Annotated in this window: 14 protein-coding genes; 1 reads left to right on the top strand and 13 read right to left on the bottom strand. The window is 63.9% G+C overall.

Annotated features, from left to right (window positions below; all coding sequences use genetic code 11):
* Positions 1 to 56: 56 nt before the first annotated feature.
* The 8 genes from LUN51_RS03020 to LUN51_RS02985 form a co-directional block, all read right to left on the bottom strand.
* Positions 57 to 1,097, bottom strand: coding sequence for a condensation domain-containing protein (locus LUN51_RS03020; protein ID WP_277810076.1), 1,041 nt, complete (start codon positions 1,095 to 1,097; stop codon positions 57 to 59).
* Between the two features lie 2 nt (positions 1,098 to 1,099).
* Positions 1,100 to 1,357 carry a phosphopantetheine-binding protein gene (locus tag LUN51_RS03015; RefSeq protein ID WP_277810075.1) on the bottom strand — a complete coding sequence of 86 codons (258 nt, stop codon included), beginning with the start codon at positions 1,355 to 1,357 and terminating at the stop codon, positions 1,100 to 1,102.
* The gene (locus tag LUN51_RS03010; protein ID WP_277810074.1) at positions 1,354 to 1,989 is read right to left on the bottom strand and encodes an isochorismatase family protein; all 636 of its coding nucleotides are present in this window, start codon (positions 1,987 to 1,989) and stop codon (positions 1,354 to 1,356) included. Before LUN51_RS03010 ends, LUN51_RS03015 begins: the two co-directional genes overlap by 4 nt.
* Positions 1,989 to 3,659, bottom strand: coding sequence for a (2,3-dihydroxybenzoyl)adenylate synthase (locus LUN51_RS03005; protein WP_277810073.1), 1,671 nt, complete (start codon positions 3,657 to 3,659; stop codon positions 1,989 to 1,991). Before LUN51_RS03005 ends, LUN51_RS03010 begins: the two co-directional genes overlap by 1 nt.
* Before the next feature lie 25 nt (positions 3,660 to 3,684).
* Positions 3,685 to 4,857, bottom strand: coding sequence for an isochorismate synthase (locus LUN51_RS03000; protein ID WP_277810072.1), 1,173 nt, complete (start codon positions 4,855 to 4,857; stop codon positions 3,685 to 3,687).
* Positions 4,854 to 6,059: an MFS transporter gene (locus LUN51_RS02995; RefSeq protein ID WP_277810071.1), complete on the bottom strand. Its 1,206-nt coding sequence runs from the start codon at positions 6,057 to 6,059 to the stop codon at positions 4,854 to 4,856. The genes LUN51_RS03000 and LUN51_RS02995 overlap by 4 nt, the downstream gene beginning before the upstream one ends.
* 99 nt (positions 6,060 to 6,158) lie before the next feature.
* On the bottom strand, positions 6,159 to 7,349 hold the full coding sequence (locus LUN51_RS02990; protein WP_277810070.1) for a YncE family protein: 1,191 nt from the start codon (positions 7,347 to 7,349) through the stop codon (positions 6,159 to 6,161).
* Positions 7,350 to 7,550: 201 nt separating this feature from the next.
* The gene (locus LUN51_RS02985; protein ID WP_277810069.1) at positions 7,551 to 9,689 is read right to left on the bottom strand and encodes a TonB-dependent siderophore receptor; all 2,139 of its coding nucleotides are present in this window, start codon (positions 9,687 to 9,689) and stop codon (positions 7,551 to 7,553) included.
* A 256-nt stretch (positions 9,690 to 9,945) separates the two neighbouring features.
* Here LUN51_RS02985 and LUN51_RS02980 point away from each other — a divergent pair, with 256 nt between their 5' ends.
* A complete protein-coding gene (locus LUN51_RS02980) occupies positions 9,946 to 10,959 on the top strand; it encodes a helix-turn-helix transcriptional regulator (protein ID WP_277810068.1) in 1,014 nt (337 codons plus the stop codon).
* On the opposite strand, the gene LUN51_RS02975 is transcribed toward LUN51_RS02980, so the two are convergent.
* The 5 genes from LUN51_RS02975 to LUN51_RS02955 all read right to left on the bottom strand — a co-directional run bounded on the left by LUN51_RS02975 (position 10,925) and on the right by LUN51_RS02955 (position 19,072).
* Positions 10,925 to 12,637 (bottom strand): HD domain-containing phosphohydrolase, encoded by a 1,713-nt coding sequence (locus LUN51_RS02975; RefSeq protein WP_277810067.1) that lies wholly within the window; start codon positions 12,635 to 12,637, stop codon positions 10,925 to 10,927. The genes LUN51_RS02980 and LUN51_RS02975 overlap by 35 nt on opposite strands.
* Positions 12,638 to 12,755: 118 nt before the next feature.
* Complete coding sequence (gene serB / locus LUN51_RS02970; protein WP_277810066.1) at positions 12,756 to 13,979, bottom strand: phosphoserine phosphatase SerB; 1,224 nt, start codon at positions 13,977 to 13,979, stop codon at positions 12,756 to 12,758.
* A 109-nt stretch (positions 13,980 to 14,088) separates the two neighbouring features.
* A complete protein-coding gene (gene parC / locus LUN51_RS02965; protein WP_277810065.1) occupies positions 14,089 to 16,344 on the bottom strand; it encodes a DNA topoisomerase IV subunit A in 2,256 nt (751 codons plus the stop codon).
* Positions 16,345 to 16,521: 177 nt separating this feature from the next.
* A complete protein-coding gene (gene parE / locus LUN51_RS02960) occupies positions 16,522 to 18,402 on the bottom strand; it encodes a DNA topoisomerase IV subunit B (protein ID WP_277810064.1) in 1,881 nt (626 codons plus the stop codon).
* A gap of 10 nt (positions 18,403 to 18,412) precedes the next feature.
* On the bottom strand, positions 18,413 to 19,072 hold the full coding sequence (locus LUN51_RS02955; protein ID WP_277810063.1) for a YqiA/YcfP family alpha/beta fold hydrolase: 660 nt from the start codon (positions 19,070 to 19,072) through the stop codon (positions 18,413 to 18,415).
* Positions 19,073 to 19,081: the final 9 nt, after the last annotated feature.

Below are 19,081 nucleotides of genomic sequence, written 5' to 3'. Positions count from 1 at the left end.
ATTGGCCTCGATCTCCAGATCCAGCGCAGCCTTCGCGTCCCCCCGGAAGCCAAACGTCACGTCGTCGATCGGGCCGGTGCAGAGGATCTCCAGGCGGGTTCGCATCCCCGCCAGGCGCAGCGGCCGGTAAAACGGCTGCACGTTGACCAACGGCCCGTACAGGCGCCGCCGGGCACCGACCCGGCCGAGGTCGCGGCGCAACTGCTCGCCGCGATAGCGACCGTGACGACGGCCGCGCTTGAGCTCGCCGGCACCCGCGCCGAGGCGCTGCCCAGGCGTCCCATGCAGGGGACGCCGATCACCGTTTCGGCGGCATCGGCATGCCGCCGGCAGTATTCGGCGGTCAGTGCGGTCAGCACGTCCGGCCAGGGCTGGCCGAGGGATTCGGCCAAGGCGAGCAGGCCCTCGCGCAGCGTCGTGTCGATAGGCCGAATCAGACGCCGACAGTCGTCCGCCGCGGTCTCCGGGCCGGCTTCCAGTCCGGTGGGCGGCGGTGCCTCGGCCATCGTCTCGCGCCAGTAGGCCGCGTCGCGTCCGCGGCGTTCGGATTGCCGATAGGCCGCGTCTTCGTCAAGCACCTGCGCCAGCGGGGCCAGCGGCGCGCCGCCCTCCGTCGAGGCGTAAAGTTCGGCGACGCGTTCGCCGAACAAGGCCATCCCGTAGCCGTCGGTGGCGAAGTGGTGCACGCGCAGGTACCAGACGAAGCGCTTCGGCCCCAGCATCAGCAAGCATTGCCGCGCCAGCCGTTCGCGCGTGGGATCGATCGGGGTCAGGCGGTCGCCGCGCATAATCTCGCGCGCCACGGCGTCGGGATCGTCGCGGGTGGACAGGTCGACGCGCTCGATCGCCGGCCGGCACGCGTCGTCCACCCATTGGCGGGGAACCGCCTCGCTGTCGTCCATCCGCAACGCCAATGCCTCGGCCTCGGCCGCCGCACGATCGGCGGCCCGAGCAAAGGCCGCGACATCCAGGTCGCCTTCGATCCACAGGGCATGCGCGGTGTTGAACGCCGGATTGTCCGGGTCCAGGCGCTGCGCGTACCAGAGCCCGGCCTGCGCTTCGGTCAGCGGGTACGGCTCGCCGTCGGAGCGATGCATCGTCACCCCCCGTTCCGGTGCCGCTGGCGCTGTACCAGTTGCCACCAGTCGATCAGCGTCGGGGATACGGCCAGGTCGGCGAACTGCAGCTCGATGCCCTCGCCGCTCCACTGCGAGGCCAGGTTGAGCATGCGCATCGAATCCAGGCCGTAGTTCAGCAGGTTCTCGTCGTCGCCGATCATCTCCGGCGACTCCCCGAGCATCCGCGCCACATCGTCGCGCAGGCGCTCCAGGGTCAGCGATGCGTTGTCGGTCGTCATTGCAGGGTCTCCAATAGCTGTTGCGTCGTCATCGGCACACCGCAGGTACGGGCGATCCAGTGCAAGGCCTGGTCGTGGTCGACCCGCGAGAAATCAGCCAACGCATCGGCGGCGACAAAGGGTTCGAAGTCGCGCTGGAACGCCTCCATCGCCGTCGCCGCACAACCGATGTGCGCGTAGACGCCGGTAATCAGCAACTGATCGCGCCCGCGCACCCGCAGCAGCGTCTCCAGATTGCTGCGTTGAAAGGCGCTGTAGCGATGCTTGACCAACACGTGGTCGTCGGCAGTCGGCGCCAGCGCCTCGACGATCGCTTCGTGCTCAGCCACCGCGCGCATGCCGGGTCCCCACAGGTCGGCCTGCAGGCCACGGTCGCGCCGGTCCTGATCGCCACGCTGGGCGGAGTAGAAGATCGGCACGTCAAGACGGCGGCAATGCGCGATCAGGCGCACCAGATTGGCGATCGCCGGTGCCAGCGGCGCCGCCTCCGCCTCGAAGGCGGCAAGAAAGTAGCGCTGCATGTCATGCACCAGCAGCGCCATGCGCGGCGTCTCCGGCCGCCACGGCGCACGCGGCGCCGGCAGTTCGTCCGGGGTCGGCAAGGCGTAGCCGGATATTGTCGGGAGTCCCATCAAATCCTCTCCTCATCTTGATTCTGTCGATCAAGAAAGTGCTCGCGTAGCTGGGCGCGCAGCTCGCGGCGGCTGATCTTGCCGACCGCCGTGGTGCCGAAGGCATCGACGAACTCGATCTGGTCCGGGACCTTGAAGGCCGCCAGCCCCTGCTCGCGCACCCAGGCCTTCAGTGCGACGGCGCGGGGGCGCTCGCCGCGGGCGATGACGAAGGCGCAACTGCGCTCGCCGAGATAGTCGTCGGGAATCGAGACCACCGCCGCATCGAAGACCGCGGGGTGAGCCAGCAGGTGATCCTCGATCTCCTCCGCCGAGATTTTCTCGCCAGCGCGGTTGATGTGATCGGTCGCCCGGCCCTGGACCACGAGATAGCCGCCGGGCAGGCGCTGCACCATGTCGCCGGTGCGGTAGTAGCCGTCCTCGGTGAAGCTGCGCGCATTGGCGGTGTCGTCGTTGTGGTAGGCGCGGATGGTGTAGGGCCCGCGCACCAGCAGGTGCCCCGCCGCTCCCTCGGGCACCGGCTCGCCGTGATCGTCGACGACGAGCACCTCGTCGTCCGGGCTGATCGGCCGTCCCTGGGTGTTGAGTACGACGTCGTCGGGATCACTCAGTCGCGTGTAGTTGACCAGCCCCTCGGCCATGCCGAAGACCTGCTGCAACCGGCAGTCCAATCCCTTGGCCACCCGCCGCGCCGCCTCCGGCACCAGCTTGGCACCACCCACTTGGACCACGCGCAGGCTCGACAGGTCGTGGCGGCTCTCGGCGGCCGCATCGGCCCACAACAACGCTAGCGGCGGCACCAGACCGACGCAGGTCACCTTCTCACGGGCCAACAGCGGAAAGGCGATATCCGGCCCCGGGCCGGGGCTGAGTACCACGCGAGCCCCCGCATACAAGGCGCCCAGCCACCCCGGCGAACTCATCGGAAAGTTGTGGGCGGCGGGCAATGCCACCAGGTAGACGCTGTCGCGGTCGATGGCGCAGATTTCATTGCTGGCGCGAAACGAATAGATGTAGTCGTCGTGGGTGCGCGGAATCAGCTTGGACAAGCCGGTGCTGCCGCCGGAAATCTGCAGGAAGGCGACCGCCTGCGGGTCCGAATCGCCCGGCAGTGCGCTGGTGTCGCCGGCCAGCTCGGCCAGGGCAGTGAACTCCTCGGCCTCGCCGGCAATCACCACCTGTTGTACCGTCGGCACCTCGGCGCGCAGTTCGCGAGCCAGACTGCGGTAGTCGAATCCTTCATAACGCGCCGCCGTCACGTAGGCGCTGGCCTCGGCCCTGCGGACGAAATGGACGATCTCGGTGATGCGGTGCGCCGGCAGCGCATAGACCGGAATTAATCCGGCGCGGAACAGGCCGCACACCACGGTGACGAACTCGGCGACGTTGCCCAGTTGCACCACCACACGGTCGCCGGGACGCAGACCGAGCGTGAGCAGCCCCCCGCCGATGCGTTCGGCCTCCTGCCAGAGCTGGCCATAGGTATAGCGCGTCTCACCGGCCACCACCGCCACGTCATGCGTGAAGCGCTCGGCCCGCTCGCGCAGAAAGCCGGGCAATGTCTCACCCCGCCAGTAGCCCGCAGCGCGGTAGCGTTCGACAAACGCGTCGGGCCAGACCTGCCGTAATGGAAGGCGCGTGTTGATGGTGGTAGCGGTGGTACCGGTCATCGTATCCTCGGTCACATCAATTAACTCAATCGTCGGTTGGGACGGGTTCGTCGATACCGAGCGCCTGGAGCAGCGCCATGAATTTGGCGGAGGTTTCTTCCACTTCCAGTAGCGGCTGCGAATCGGCGACGATCCCCGCGCCGGCGAACAGGCGCAAGTCCCGACCCTGCACGTGCGCGCAGCGAATCGCGACGTACCAGTCGCCGTCGCCCTGGGCATCGACCCAGCCCACCGCCCCGGCATAGAAGCCGCGTTCGACCGGTTCCAGTGTACGAATCGCCTCCATCGCCGCCTGGCGCGGGGTGCCGCACACCGCCGGGGTCGGGTGCAGCAGAGCCGCGAGCGCGGTGCTGGACGGCGCGGGCTCCTTGAGCGTGCCGACGATGCGCGTGCCCAGGTGCCACATGGTCTCGGTGGCGTGCAGCGACGGCAGCGCGGGTGCTTCCAGTTCGCTGCACAGCGGTGCCAGCGCCTCGACGATCGCCTCGACGACGTAACGGTGCTCGTCGAGGTCCTTGGTCGAGCCTTTCAGGATGTCCGCCACGCAGGCATCCTCGGCGGCATCGCGGCTGCGCCGGGCGGACCCCGCCAGCGGATGCGACACCACCGTGCGCCCGCGCCGCGACACCAGCAGCTCCGGCGTGGCGCCGACCAGCCAGGCCGGCGCCTCATCGGCGGCGACCGGCAGCGGCACCGCATAGGTGGTCACGCTGGGATCGCGCCCGAGACGCGAGGCCAGCGCCAGCGGCGCGACCGTTTCCGCGGCCCGCATCCGTAGGCTACGGGCCAGCACCGCCTTGCGGAGCTCGCCCTCGCCGCTTTGCAGTTGCGCAACACAGCGCGCGACCATCTCCGCGTAGGCCTCGGCCGTCGGTTCCGCGATGGCGTCTTCGGACAGGTCGGGAAAACGCGCCCCGTCCATCGCCGCCGGCTGAGACGACTGCTGCGGCTGGTACAAGGCATCCTTGGCGCGCGGATCGAACGGCAAGGCGCCGACCAGCAGCGGCGGACCCGGTGGGAAAGCGGCAAAGAACGCCTTCACGCGCGCTTCCAGCGTGGCGGTCGGACCGCCGGGTAGCCGCTGGCGACAGCCGGTCGTCGCCAACGCATGCTGAGGCGCACGCAGCAGGAAGCGAGCCGAACCCTCCTCGCGCTCTCGTCGCGCGTCAGGCTCGTGACGGAATGACGCGGTAATCATTGAATCCCTCCAATGCGATTAGGGCGATGCCGGACCACGGCAAACGCGAGTATCAGCAACAGCCCCCCGACCAACAGATAGGGCGCGCTCGGCCACCAGCGATACAGCAGCGTTCCCGTCAGGGGAGCGACGACCATGCCCAGGCCCTGGATCGAGGCCACCAGACCGGCGGCCGCGCCCTGCTCGTGGGCTTCGACGGAATCCGCCGTCAACGCCTGCAACGACGGACGCACGAGCCCCATACCCACCCCCGCCAGGCCGTAAACCGCCAGCAGTTGCCACTGAGCCTGCACGAAGGCGACGCCGCCGAAGCCGACGCTCGCCAACCCAGCCCCCAGCAGCAGCCAGCGCGCCGGCAGCCACTCGATGCGCGTCATCACCCCCTGAGACACAATCAAGCCGATGCCGACCGCGGTCAGCGCCATCCCGGCGACCCGCGCCCCTTCCTCGGGCGACAACTGAAGCCGATCGATCGCGAAGAACCCGACCGTCACCTGCGTGACCATCACCGAGATCATCGCAACGAAGGCGGCATAGATCGGCAACCGCAGGCGCGCGTCCCGCCATCCCACCTGCGGCGTCTCGCCATGACGCGAAGACACCCTGGCCGAATCCGGCAATCGCCAGCCGATCAGGATCAGGGACAGCAGGGGCAGGAGCGTGGCGACATAGAGTGCTAGCGCAAGATCGTAGAGGGCGATCCAACCCGCGGCCATCGGGCCAACGACCATGCCCACGGCATTGGCGGCGCCCAACCTGGCCATGGCCCCGACGCGCTTGCCTGGCAGCGCGTGATCGGCCACATGCGCCGCTGCCGCCGGCGGCACGGCAGCATAAAAAAGTCCCACCAGGGCCCGAGCGCCGACGAGCATGGCAACCGAGACGATCACGGCCGGCGGATGCTGGAGCGCCACGTCGACAAAGAGCGCCAGCACTGTATAGATCACCGTGTAGGCCGCCAGCGCGATCACCAACACCCGCTTGCGTCCGATTCGGTCGCTCAACCCGCCCCAATAGCGGGCCGCCAGCATCCAGAGCACGCCGGCCGCCGTCATCGAAAGCCCCGCGTGCCACTCTGCCAGACCGAGCAGACGCACGACGGGCCCGATGACCGCGACGAACGCCATCATCGCCATGGTGCCGGCCAGGGCGACGAAGGTGAGCACATTAAGCCCCGGATGTTCAGAGCGAAGCTGGAGCATCGATTCCTCCGCAGGCCGATGAGCGGGTGACGCCGGCGCACGCATAAAACGCGTGATTCCAGGCCCCTCGGGCCCGGCGAGTGCGATTCGGCCATCTCATCAGGGCTGGATCCGAATCACGGTGTTACCGCCCGGCTCATAGGGCGTAGGCACGTCATCGGGGGCACCGCGACCGCGGCCTTTGGCCTTGTTGCTGACATAGACCAGGCCGCTCTCCGGTGCGATCGCCACGGTCTGCGGATAGCTGCCACCGGGCAGGTAGGCGCTCACGTGACGGGTTTCGCCGTCGATCACGGCAATGGTGCCGTCGCCGCGGTTGGCCACGTAGAGGTCATGGGTCTGCGGATTGAGCCGCGCGCTCAGCGCACCGTCACCGGTCGGGATGCTGTCGATGACCTCGCCCTTGGCGATGTCGATCACCTCAATCTCGCCCGGCTCCCGATTGACGGCGTAGAGCAGGCCACGCTGGGTGTCGATTTCCAGGTTGATGGTCTTGGCGGCGGCTTCCTGACGCCCGTGGTCCTCGCCCTTGTCGCTCTTGCCCGACGCGGGCTCGGCCGCGGCAGCGAAGGTGCGTGTCACCTTGTGGCTATCCAGGTCGATCTCGGCCACCTGGGTATTGGCTAGATCGGACACGTAGAGACGCTTGGCGGCAGGGTCGATGGCCAGCCCGGTGGCGACCTGCACCGGATTCTCGATGACGTCCTCAAGGGTGTCGGTCTTGCCGTCGATCACCCAGACGGCACTCTTCGGCGCCGGCTCGTCACCCCGGGAAAAACCGCCGACGACGCTGACGTAGACGGTATTGGTGGCGGGATCAACGACCGCCTCGCGAACATGGCCGGACTGCCCTTCCGGCGCGTCGATCAACGCCGTGCGTTCACCGCTTTGCACGTCGAAGACCGCCACCGTGCCATGGCGGGTATCGGTGGCATACAGCTTCTGGGTCTCGGCGTTGAAGGCCAGGCCGAACGGGCTGGTGTCGCCGGTATCGATACGTTTGACTACGTCCAGCGTCTGGCCGTCGAGCACCACAATGCCGGGCGCGACGTCACGGACGCTGCCGTCGGTGTCGACGATGCGGTTGCCGGTTACCGCCGCGTAGACACGCTGATTGTGCGGATTGACGGCGATCTGGTAGACGCTGCCCTCGACCTGGGTGCGCTGGGTCACCTCGGGATGCGCGAACGCCGGGGCCGCGATACTGATCGCGGCAGCCAACAGCGAGACCGTGAGCAGCCGGCTGGCGTGACGGCGTACCCCGGAGGGTTGGCGTTGGGAATAGGACATTGGCCGTGTCTCCTGAAAATGGGACGCGAAGCGTCTGACGGGATTGCGAACACTCCAGGCGTCCGATTTTATAACATAAATGATATTGATTATCATATTTATATGATAACCAATCTTATTATCACGTCCATCCCCCCCAGGCGGAAGGCCTGGAGGGAATCTTCGAGCGTTGACGAAAGTCAGGAGTCATATGCGCGGCGATCAAAAGTCATAGCGTAGCGAGGCCACCACGTTGGACGGCGCGCCGACCATGTTGAAGGTACTGGTCGAACCCACGCGTTCGTAGTAGGTCTTGTCGAAGATGTTGTTGAAGTTGAGCTGGCCCTTGATGTGGCTAGTGAAGTCGTAACCGACCATGGCATTCACCACCGCGTAACCGGGCGCTTCAACACTCGGTGAAGTCGATGTGTGGAAGTCGCTCATTGCCGTTATTCCACCGCCAACATGGAAGCCGTCGAGCATACCGCCCTCAAAGCCATACTGAGTCCAGAGATTGGCCATATTGTGTGGCATCAGCATAAAGGCAACGGGCATATCGCCATCCTCGACTTCGGTGTCGAGGTAGGTATAACCGAAGATCACGTCCCACTGATCGGTCATGCTGCCGGTGAGTTCTAACTCGCCGCCTTGAATACGACGCTTCCCGACCGCTACCGAGTAGGATGTATCACCATTTGCCGGCGTAGCCGCGGCATTGTCGTCATACATGCGGAATACAGAAACACGCGCATTCAGATTACCGTTGAAGTAGCCGCCCTTGATGCCGACCTCATACTGCTCGCCTTCGCGCGGCTTCAACAGCTGACCATTCTGATCAATGCTGTCGCTCTGCGGAATGAACACCTCGGAGTAGCTGGCATAGAGCGAATGATCGTTGTTCAGATCGAGCACCGCCCCGGCATAAGGCGTGAATTTGGCATCGTCACTGCGTGAATCCGAGGAATCATCGAGATAATTGCTGAGGTTCTGCTGATAGGCGCTGACACGCCCACCGACGATCAGCGCCAGTGGCTGGATTGGCCGGAAAGTTAGTTTGGAATACAGACCATATTCTTCCAACGTAGTGCGATTATTGGTTCTCGTGTAATCGATATCAGGCTCGTCGAACTGATCCACGCTATAGGTATTAACGTTGATGGTTCCCAACCTGGCTACACCCTGCCCCATTTCGGTCTCGTAGCGCTTGTAGTCAGTGCCCACCACGAATTCGCTGATATTGCCGAAGGTCTCGAACGGCTGGCTGTAGCTGGCATCCGCCGAGACCGTCTCCTGCTTCACCTTGCCGCCCAGCGCAACCATGCTGGACTCGTTATTGGCATCCACGCCGCTGAAGGTATAGGCGTACTTGTAGTCGGCAGAGCGATTGGAGTAGCGCGCCGCAATACGCCCATAACCACCGTTATCGAAGCGATGGGTCAGCTCGGCGATCCAGTCGTTGCTCTGGCTGTTGAAATCATTCCAGTCGGCGCCAAAGAAAGTGGAGCGGCTGAAATCAAGCAAATTGCCGTCGCTATCGGACGGCACGCCGTTACTCGGCGTGATGTCCCGATGCTGGCGCAGATAGGCGAGCGACAGCATGGTATTTTCGTCGAGGTCGATGTCGAGCGCACCGTAGAAGGTCTGATTGGTGTTCTCGTTGTAATCGGCAAAACCATTGGTATCGTCATTGGCAATCACCATCCGACCGCGCACATTGCCGTCGCTATTGATGGGGCCGGAGATATCGCTCTCGACATAATTCTGATCCCAGCTACCGTAGCGACCGGTCACATGGCCCTGAAATTCCTCAGTGGGCCGCTTGCGCACCAGGTTGACGATGCCGCCCATCTCGCTGGTGCTGTTGAACAACCCCGACGGCCCGCGCATCACCTCGACACGGTCGAACGCCGCCAGGTTGGGCACCGAGCCGGTGATGCTGGCCATCGGCGCCGGCAGGCCATCGATGTTGTACTCGTTGTACTCATAGCCGCGTGAGTAGATCGAGGATCGGCCGCTGTCGTTGGACAGCACCCGCATTCCCGGTGTGCGCTTGGCCATCTCGTCTAGGGTATCGAGGTTCTGGTCGTCGAGGGTGTCGCGGGTCACCACGCTCACCGATTGGGGGATGTCGCGCAGCGAGGCCGGCGTCTTGGTGCCCACGGTCGCGGCGTCGACGGTGTAGCCGCCAGTCACCTCGGACGGCAGCATCTCGTAAAGGCGGTTGCCCTCGACGGTGATGGTGTCCAGCCGGTCCGAGGAATCCGTTTCCTGGGCCAGTGCGAGCGGGGTCGCGCTCAGGACGATCGCCAGCCCCCCGGCGGTCGTCACCGCCCAATACGTCGTGCGTTTATGAGTTGCCATGTCGTGTTCCCTTGCTGTCGTACCAGGCGCCTGGTCAGTAGGCACCAACACCGATGAGAATCAATTGCAGTTGCGATGTAGACACAATATTGTTCCACTCAATTGACACTACGTGCCTTTGCAAGGACGGCAAATCACTTTGCAAACATGGCATTTCATCCACGTTGGTCGAAGTCAGGGGGAACGTTTTGCGATGACAGCGGTAGCGACTCGCCTCATAGCCGATGAGGGAAAGAGCAAAATCGCAGCGAGAGAGTTGCGCAGGCTATCGGCGTCTCTGGTCAATCGACAGGCCTTTGAGGCACCCAATTGGGACCAACGCTCGGCATTGCTCAACGGGCGTATGCTACTCACCGAGCTCCAGCCAGGTATGCATCTGCGCCTGGCAGATGTCGGCGATCGCTACAACCTGGTCACCCACGCCGAATTGCCGGCGGGCATCAAGATCGCACTGGTCATTGCTGGCGAGTCCCGCGTCAGCTATAACGGCCAGGCCGCGACAGTAGGCCCGGCATCACCGAGCACTGGGCTGCTGGTCAGGCTTCCCGACGCCACCCGATTCACTCGACTAGGGCGTGCCGGCGGTCACGAGCGCACCTTAGTCTTGAGCCTCACACCGAATTGGCTGTCCCGCCATGGCTATCCGGCCATCACGGGACGACAAGCGCAGTTGATCCGCTGGTCACCCTCACCTGGACTGCCGAAGCTCGCCGAGCGGCTGTTCGAAGAGCGCTTTCTACACAACCGGGACGCTGCCCATCGCCTGCAGCTGCTCGGCTGCGCCCTGGCGATGGCCGGCGAAGCATTAGACTCTCTCAAGCACGAGCCCAAGTACGAATTCAAGCACGGACAGGAGGAAAAGAGACATCATGAGACAGGGGACGCTCGCGGCCCGAAGGACCGTCGTCTGCAACGCTTGCGAGCGCTGATCGAAAGCGGCGAAGCCTACCACGAGAACCAAGCGGAGTTGGCCCGGCGGCTGGGGATGAGCTTGAGCAGCCTGCAGCGGCGTTTTCAGGCGCATTATGGCGAATCGCTAGGCCGCTTTCTGCGGCGTCGACGGCTCGAGATCGCCCACGAGGCACTGCGCAACGAGGGAGACAGTGTCGAAGCCGCAGCGCTCCAGGCCGGTTACACCAATGCTGCCAACTTCGCGACAGCCTTCAAGCGAGAGTTCGGCATTCGGCCCAGCGACCTGCACCGGACATCGCCACCGGGCCAAGAGGCTGGCCGGGCTACGGCGGTGTCAATCGATAGCGCGCGGAGTTGACGGTCTCCTTCAGTGCTCCCAGCTGATCGAGGTCGGGACCGCTCAACGGCTGGTCGAGCCGGCGCTTGGGGTTGCGGGTATTGAGCACGACATGCACCGCATCGGGATTGCCGCGCGCATCGTGATGCTTGACCCACGCCAGGGCCCCATTGGCATACAATGCCAGGGAGCCGATCGGCGCCACGCCGAAACGGCGGATATAGCGCTGTACCCAGGTATTGTCGAAGGCGGCGGCGTGCGTGAACAGGTGTCTATAGACATCGCGCTGCGTCCAAGCGGCACGCCCCGGACGTGGGCGGGTCATGACATCGGCGACATCGACTACCGCCATCATGCGCGCCAGGGTCGGCAATGCCTCTCCCTCGAGCCCGGCGGGATAGCCGCTGCCATCAAGACGCTCATTCGCCATGCCGATCACCTGGGTGGCGACTTCGCCATCCAACCAACGGCACTCGCCGAGGCGTTCGAGTATCAGCTCGACGTGGCGATGCAACTGTGCCTGCTCGTCGGAATCCAGCGGTTCGTCGCGCAACAAACTGTCCGGCAGCAGGCCTTTGCCAAGGTCATGGATCAGTGCACAGGCCACCACGGCTTTGAGACGTTCAGGCGCCAGGCGGTGCGATTGCCCCAGATCGAGCATGCGCACAGCCACTGCCAGGCTGTGCTGCACCAGATGCGACTCCTCCCGCAGACACGCGATGGCATACAGCAAAGCCTGACGATCCTGGCCCCACAGTGCCAGCAGCGTGTCGGTACTGCGCGACAACTGAGACGCGGCCACCGGCTCACCGCTTTTCAACTGTACCAATTGCGCGTTGAGATAATCGGCGACCTTCTTCAGCCGGAACGCCATCGCGCCTCCCGGTTGCGATCGCGTCTGCCGCCGACGCGAAACATCACGCCGCGCAGCGTCGGGCGATTGGAACAGTGACGACGGCTCCAGGGGACGCCCAGTGTGCATGACGGTACGCGCGCTTTCGCGCTCGATCTCCTTGACGCAGTACCACACCAGACGCTCCATCGCGGACGATAAACCGATGAACTCGCAACCCGCCTGCGCCTGTGTCCATGCCTCGTCGGTGCGCACGTGGCGGACACTGGCCGGCAGTTCGAAATGACGCTGGTTGGGAAACGTCAGGCGAATGCTATCGATGGCTTTCTCGGGTTTGATCGCTGCCGCCGCGGCCAGCGGAAGCTCGACCAGGCAGCCACCCAGCGAGAGATTGCCAAGTCGTCCTTCGTACGACGTCTCCTCTCCCGCCACGTGCAACAAGACATCGACCTCCATGCCTGCGCGCAACGTGGCACGAAAACTCTGACGACGATGCATCATGGACACCGCCTGTGGATAATCGCATATCACCTGCAGGCGCTCACCCTGCTCCCGCCATTCATTCACCGCGAGTGCCTGGGTGGTCAGCATCGTGCCCTCGACCTGCCCCATCAGTTGAAACGTCTCGCCGCGCCGCAGCCGAGGAACGATCTCGGGTACCGCAGAGACATCCAGGCACAGCGACTCCTCCTGGACGATGTCCATGACCACCACCGGCCACGGCGCCCCATCCCCACTCTCGAAGCAAAGACTCGCGCCCCCGGGCAGGGTAAGGGCCTCGAGTAGACCGTAAAGTTCGCCGGGATGCGTGACGTCTTGAGATGATACGGAATCGGATGGCGGCATTGCGGCCTCAGCGCTGACGAAACGAAAACGAGCACCTCCGGCGCGCGGGTGCTCGTGTAAAGGTATGTAATCTATTATCGACTATATCATGCAGGACTTGAGTAGCGTCTAGCAGCGACTACAGGCAAGCCAGCTCATCCTCGTGATAGCCCAGCAAGTACAATATGGCATCCAGCCCCAGCGTGTTGATCGACTGCCGCGCCTGTTGGCGAACCAGCGGCTTGGCGCGGAAGGCAATGCCCAGCCCCGCGCTTTCCAGCATCTTGAGGTCGTTGGCGCCGTCGCCCACGGCAATGGTCTGCGCCATGTCCCATCCTTCGCGCCGCGCGATTTCGCCCAACCACCAAGCCTTGCGCTCGGCGTCGATGATCGGCTCGCGCACCTCGCCGGTGATCTTGCCTGCGTGGATGACCAACTCGTTGGCGTGAATCTCGTCGAACCCCAGTCGCTCCTGCAGGTAACGCGCGAAATAGGTGAAGCCCCCTGAGATGATCGCAGTGCGATAGCCCAGGCGCTTGAGATGTGCCATCAAGCGTTCGACGCCGTCCATAAGCGGAAGGTTCTCGGCAATCTCGCGCAATACCGACTCATCGAGCCCTTCCAGCTTGGCCATGCGCTCGCGGAAGCTCTGCTTAAAATCCAACTCGCCGCGCATGGAACGCTCGGTGACGGCGGCCACTTCATCGTAGACACCATGCCGGCGAGCCAGCTCATCGATCACCTCAGCCTGGATCAGGGTCGAGTCCATGTCGAAGCAGATCAGCCTCGGGTGGCGGCGCCACAAGGAGTCTTCCTGAATGGCAACATCCACGCCCTGGCGCGCCCCCAGCGCTAGCGCCTGTTCGCGCAGGCGGGGTAGCTCGACCGCTGCCCCGCGCAGGATGAACTCCACGCAGGCGCCATTGGGGGGAGGGTCCTCGAGGGAATCGCCCCCCGATAAACGCGCAATACGCTCGACGCTCAAACCATGCGCCGCCGCCAGCTCACCGACATCGGCGAGAATTCCCGAGGGCAGACGAGGTGCCAGCAGGGTCAGGATCAGGCGTGGAATATTGGCCTGAGCTCCTAGGGTCTGCCATGTGTCCGCTGCCACTGCCTCGACCTCGACGGCAAGGCCCTGTTTGACCAGGTCTTGAGCAGCGAGGTGACCGTTCAGTTGCGATTTGAAGGCGTCGACGCCAACCTCGGCGTTCACCAGCATCTCGAAGGCAACATGGCCTAACGCGCTGTGCTGGTGAATGTCCACAAGCCGCGCCTGGCATGCTGTCAAGGCCGCGCCTAACGCTGCCAATTGGCCCGGTTGGTCGGGGCCACCGGCACGAATCAATAACCGCTGTGTCATATTACCTCTAGATCTAGATGTAAGAAGAAAGAGCGGCGCTACGCGCCTGGAAGAGGGGAAATAACCACAATATCCCATCTTCGGTCTCGTCTCTTCTGCCTTCTTTCTTCTATTTCTCTTCGACCTCTAAACGGTCGACTTTCTGGAAGCCTCGCGACAACTTGCTGCCCCTACGGCCACGCTCACCGACGTAATAGTCGAGATCACGGCTCGAGAGCGTCTGCTTGCGCTTGCCGGCGTGAACCACCAACGAGGCGCTGGCTGGCAGCATGACCAGGTCGCGCACGAATTCCTCCCGGTTGGCGGCCCTCGGGCCGGGGATATCGATCATCTTGTTGCCCTTGCCCTTGGCCATGATCGGCAATTGCTCGAGCGGGAACACCAACAAGCGCCCCTCGTTGGAGACTACAGCGATACGCACCCCCTCGCCTTGGGGCACCGCCACCGGTGGTATGACGTTGCAGCCCTTGGGCACACTCAGCGCTGCCTTACCTGCCTTGCTCTTGCCAATCAAATCGTCGAGCTTGGCGATAAAGCCATATCCGCCATCGGACGCCAGTAGATACTGTGACTCAGGCACATCGAGCATGACCCCTACCATACGCGCGCCGGCGCCGGGGTTGATGCGCCCCGTGATGGGCTCGCCCTGGCTGCGGGCCGAGGGCAGATTATGCGCGGGCAGCGTATAGCTGCGTCCGGCGTCATCGAGCAGTACCAGCGGCTGGTTGGACTTGCCCCGCGCAGCGAGATGAAAGCTATCGCCCGCCTTGTAGGAAAGCCCTGCAGGGTCGATTTCGTGGCCTTTGGCACTGCGAATCCAGCCTTTTTCGGAGAGCACCACGGTAATCGGATCGGCGCCCACCAGCTCGACCTCGGACAAGGCCTTGGCCTCGCCGCGTTCGACGAGCGGCGCGCGGCGTGCATCGCCGTAGTCGTCAGCGTCCTGGCGCAACTCGCGCTCGATCAGGTCAGTCAGCGCCTCGTCGTTGCCCAGCAGCTCCTTGAGGCGTTCGCGTTCGGCGCTCAGCTCGTCCTGCTCGCCGCGAATCTTGAATTCCTCAAGCTTGGCCAGATGTCGCAGGCGCAGCTCGAGAATCGCTTCGGCTTGACGCTCGGACAACCCGAAGGCGTTGATCAACCCCGGTTTGGGCTCGTCCTCCTCGCGGATGATACGGATCACCTCGTCGATATCGAGATACGCTGCCAGCAAGCCTTCGAGGATATGCAGGCGATCCTCGACCTTGTTGAGGCGGTGTTCGAGTCGGCGGCGTACCGTCGCCCGACGGAACCGCAGCCATTCGCCCAGGATGGCGTGGAGTGCCATGACGCGCGGCCGGCCGTCCAGCCCGATCACGTTCAGGTTGACGCGCACGTTCTTCTCGAGATCGGTGGTGGCGAAAAGGTGCGCCATCAGTGCCTCGACATCGACCTTGCCGGAGCGCGGCACCAGCACCAGCCGGGTGGGCGTCTCGTGGGTCGATTCATCACGCAAGTCCGCCACCATGGGCAGCTTCTTGGCCTGCATCTGCGCGGCGATCTGCTCGAGCACCTTGGCGCCGCTGACCTGATACGGCAATGCGGTAACCACCACATTGCCCTCTTCCAGCGTATAGCGCCCGCGCAGTTTCACCGAACCGCGCCCACTCTCGTAGAGCTTGCCAAGATCGGCCGGCGAACTGATGATTTCCGCTTCGGTGGGGAAATCCGGCGCCGGTACGTAACGCATCAGATCGCTGACGCTGGCCTCGGGATGGCGCAGCAAGTGACAGGTCGCGTCCACGACTTCGCGCACGTTATGGGGCGGAATGTCGGTGGCCATGCCCACCGCGATCCCGGTCGCGCCATTGAGCAACACGTGCGGCAAACGCGACGGCAGCACGGCCGGCTCGTCGAGGGTGCCATCGAAGTTGGGCGTCCAGTCGACCGTGCCCTGCCCGAGTTCGGAGAGCAGCACTTCGGAGAATTTCGACAGTCGCGCCTCGGTGTAGCGCATCGCCGCAAACGACTTGGGGTCGTCGGGACTGCCCCAATTGCCCTGACCATCGACCAGTGGGTAGCGATAGCTGAACGACTGCGCCATCAGCACCATCGCCTCGTAACAGGCGCTGTCGCCGTGTGGGTGGAACTTACCCAGCACGTCGCCAACGGTGCGTGCCGACTTCTTGTACTTGGCGCTCGCCGTCAGCGACAACTCGCGCATGGCATAGACGATGCGCCGTTGCACCGGCTTCATGCCATCGCCGATATGCGGCAGCGCCCGGTCGAGAATCACGTACATCGAGTAGTCGAGATACGCCTTCTCGGTATATTCCTTGAGGGACAGACGTTCGACGTCGCCCTCCTCGACATGGATATCCATGGTCATGGGTTTGGGGCCCTATCTACCATCATGGAAACTTCGCGGACAGTGCCCGCACGAAACATAGCTTGAAGAGAGAAGAACGGCGCTTCGCGCCTTGAGAGGGAAGATAAACGCATCGTTTCCCTTCCCTCTCACGTCTGCCTTCTTATTTCTTCGTCCTTATCTCTTCCATCTTCCTTCTTACACCTCGATATCGGCCAGGTTGCCGTAATCCTCGAGCCAGTTCTTGCGATCGCCGGCGCGCTTCTTGGCCAGCAGCATGTCCATCATCTCGCGGGTGCCGTCGTCCGCAGCGAGGGTCAGTTGCACGAGGCGACGCGTGTCGGCGGCCATGGTGGTTTCACGCAACTGCAGAGGGCTCATTTCGCCCAGGCCCTTGAAGCGCTGAACATTAGGCGTGCCACGCTTGCCTTCCAGGCGTTTCAAGATGGCAGCCTTCTCGCTTTCGTCGAGGGCATAGTGGACTTCCTTGCCCAGGTCGATGCGATACAGCGGCGGCATGGCCACGAACACATGGCCAGCATCGACCAGCGCCGGGAAATGACGCACGAACAGTGCACACAGCAGGGTCGCGATGTGCAGGCCGTCGGAGTCGGCGTCGGCGAGGATGCAGATCTTGTGATAACGCAGCTTGGTGAGGTCATCGCTGCCGGGGTCCATACCGATGGCCACGGCGATGTCGTGGACCTCCTGGGAGCTGTAGATATCGTGCGCCTCGACTTCCCAGGTGTTGAGGATCTTGCCGCGCAGCGGGAGGATCGCCTGCGTCTCGCGATCGCGCGCCTGCTTGGCGCTGCCGCCGGCGCTATCGCCCTCGACCAGAAACAGCTCGGAGGCCGCCGGGTCCTGCCCTGCGCAGTCAGCGAGCTTACCCGGCAAGGCGGGACCGGAGGTCACCTTCTTGCGGGCCACCTTTTTGGCGCTCTTCTGGCGCCGCTGGGCGGCATTGATCACCAGTTCGGCCAACGCCTCGGCCTGGTCGACGTGATGATTGAGCCACAGCGAGAAGGCGTCCTTGACCACGCCGGAGACGAAGCCGGCCACCACCCGCGAGGATAGCCGCTCCTTGGTCTGCCCGGCGAACTGCGGGTCGAGAAGCTTCACCGAGAGCACGAAGGCGACACGCTCCCACAGATCATCGCCGGTCAACTTGACCCCGCGCGGCAGCAGGCTGCGGTATTCGCAGAATTCACGCAGCGCCTCGAGCAACCCCGAGCGTAAGCCGTTGACGTGCGTCCCACCGAGCGGTGTGGGAATCAGGTTGACATAGGATTCCTGCAGCAACTCGCCGCCTTCCGGCAGCCACTGGATGGCCCAATCGACGCCCTGGTCGTCGTCCTCGAAATGACCCAGAAACGGCGAACTGGGCAGCGCCTCGACATCGTCTGTGGCCTGCGCCAGATAATCGCGCAAGCCGTCGGCGTATTGCCAAACGTCCTGGCTGCCGTCGGTATCCACCAGTGTCACCTCGAGCCCAGGGCAGAGGACCGCCTTGGCGCGCAACAGGTGCTGAAGACGCGGTAGCGACAGCTTAGGACTATCGAAATAACTCTCGTCCGGCCAGAAACGCAGCACCGTGCCCGTGGCCTTCTTGGCACACGACCCGATGACGGTGAGTTCCTCTACCTTGTCGCCGTGGGCGAAGGCCATACCGTGGCGGTCGCCGTCGCGGCAGACCTCAATTTCCAGACGCCGCGACAGCGCATTGACCACCGACACCCCGACACCATGCAGGCCGCCCGAGAAGCGATAGCTCGATTGGGAGAACTTCCCGCCCGCATGCAGCCGAGTCAGGATGAGCTCGACGCCGGACACCCCGTGCTCGGGGTGCATGTCGATGGGCATGCCACGCCCGTCATCAGAGACCTCGATGCCACCATCGTCATGCAGCTGCACACGAATATGCCGTGCATGGCCGGCCAGCGCCTCGTCGACGCTGTTGTCGATGACCTCCTGCACGAGATGGTTGGGGCGACTGGTATCGGTGTACATTCCGGGGCGCTTGCGCACCGGGTCGAGTCCCGACAGGACCTCGATGGAACTGGCACTGTATTGCGTCATGCGTTGTCCATTAAGTGAGTTCGTCAGAGCGCGCGTACGATCGTGCGGGCACCGCCCAACCACCATGCGCGAAGATGGCCGGCAAATAATCGGCCAGGGCACTGAAACCATGGTCGCCGCCGGGATGCACGATCATCGAGGCACCGGCATAGAATGCCAGTGCATCGCGACAATCCAGGGTTTCATCGGCGCTGCCCAGCAACACTTGATAACGGCTCGGGCCGATGACGGCAGTAGGCGTCATTGCCTCGAGCGCTTCGCCATGGCGCTCATCGATGGTGAAGCGCTCATGGGTATAAGGATTTTCCAACGGCGCGCCCATCCACTGCGTCACCAATCGTGCCGGCCGTACAGCGGGGTTGATCAACACCGCACGCAATCCGAAGCGTTCGGCCAGGCAGGTGGCTAGAAAGCCTCCCATCGAACTGCCGATCAGCAAGGTGTCATCGCCCAGGGCATGCAACTCGCGCTCGGCGCATGCCAAGGCGTCATCGGGGCGATGCGGCAACTGCGGCGTGACACACCGAGGGGATACCACATCTTCGCACGCCAGACGCTCACAGGTCGCCGCGATCAAGCGCGCCTTGGGTGATGCCGCGCCACTGTTGAAACCGTGCAGATACAGAATATTGGCCACGGGCGTCATATTGGCCACGGGCGTCGTCAGCATACCGCACAA

This window comes from Chromohalobacter canadensis (assembly GCF_029544075.1).
In the GTDB taxonomy this organism is placed as follows: Bacteria; Pseudomonadota; Gammaproteobacteria; order Pseudomonadales; family Halomonadaceae; genus Chromohalobacter; species Chromohalobacter canadensis_A.
Note: the sequence above shows the minus strand (reverse complement) of the source record. Positions and strands in the feature narration are given on the sequence as shown.

What these genes read in the sequence shown, in the direction of transcription:
- LUN51_RS03010 (WP_277810074.1), bottom strand. Translation starts at nt 1,989, where the DNA reads ATGGGACTCCCGACAATATCCGGCTACGCCTTGCCGACCCCGGACGAA.
- LUN51_RS02985 (WP_277810069.1), bottom strand. Translation starts at nt 9,689, where the DNA reads ATGGCAACTCATAAACGCACGACGTATTGGGCGGTGACGACCGCCGGG.
- parE (WP_277810064.1), bottom strand. Translation starts at nt 18,402, where the DNA reads ATGACGCAATACAGTGCCAGTTCCATCGAGGTCCTGTCGGGACTCGAC.
- LUN51_RS03000 (WP_277810072.1), bottom strand. Translation starts at nt 4,857, where the DNA reads ATGATTACCGCGTCATTCCGTCACGAGCCTGACGCGCGACGAGAGCGC.
- serB (WP_277810066.1), bottom strand. Translation starts at nt 13,979, where the DNA reads ATGACACAGCGGTTATTGATTCGTGCCGGTGGCCCCGACCAACCGGGC.
- LUN51_RS02990 (WP_277810070.1), bottom strand. Translation starts at nt 7,349, where the DNA reads ATGTCCTATTCCCAACGCCAACCCTCCGGGGTACGCCGTCACGCCAGC.
- LUN51_RS02995 (WP_277810071.1), bottom strand. Translation starts at nt 6,059, where the DNA reads ATGCTCCAGCTTCGCTCTGAACATCCGGGGCTTAATGTGCTCACCTTC.
- LUN51_RS03015 (WP_277810075.1), bottom strand. Translation starts at nt 1,357, where the DNA reads ATGACGACCGACAACGCATCGCTGACCCTGGAGCGCCTGCGCGACGAT.
- LUN51_RS02955 (WP_277810063.1), bottom strand. Translation starts at nt 19,072, where the DNA reads ATGCTGACGACGCCCGTGGCCAATATGACGCCCGTGGCCAATATTCTG.
- LUN51_RS03005 (WP_277810073.1), bottom strand. Translation starts at nt 3,659, where the DNA reads ATGACCGGTACCACCGCTACCACCATCAACACGCGCCTTCCATTACGG.
- LUN51_RS02975 (WP_277810067.1), bottom strand. Translation starts at nt 12,637, where the DNA reads ATGCCGCCATCCGATTCCGTATCATCTCAAGACGTCACGCATCCCGGC.
- LUN51_RS03020 (WP_277810076.1), bottom strand. Translation starts at nt 1,097, where the DNA reads ATGCATCGCTCCGACGGCGAGCCGTACCCGCTGACCGAAGCGCAGGCC.
- parC (WP_277810065.1), bottom strand. Translation starts at nt 16,344, where the DNA reads ATGACCATGGATATCCATGTCGAGGAGGGCGACGTCGAACGTCTGTCC.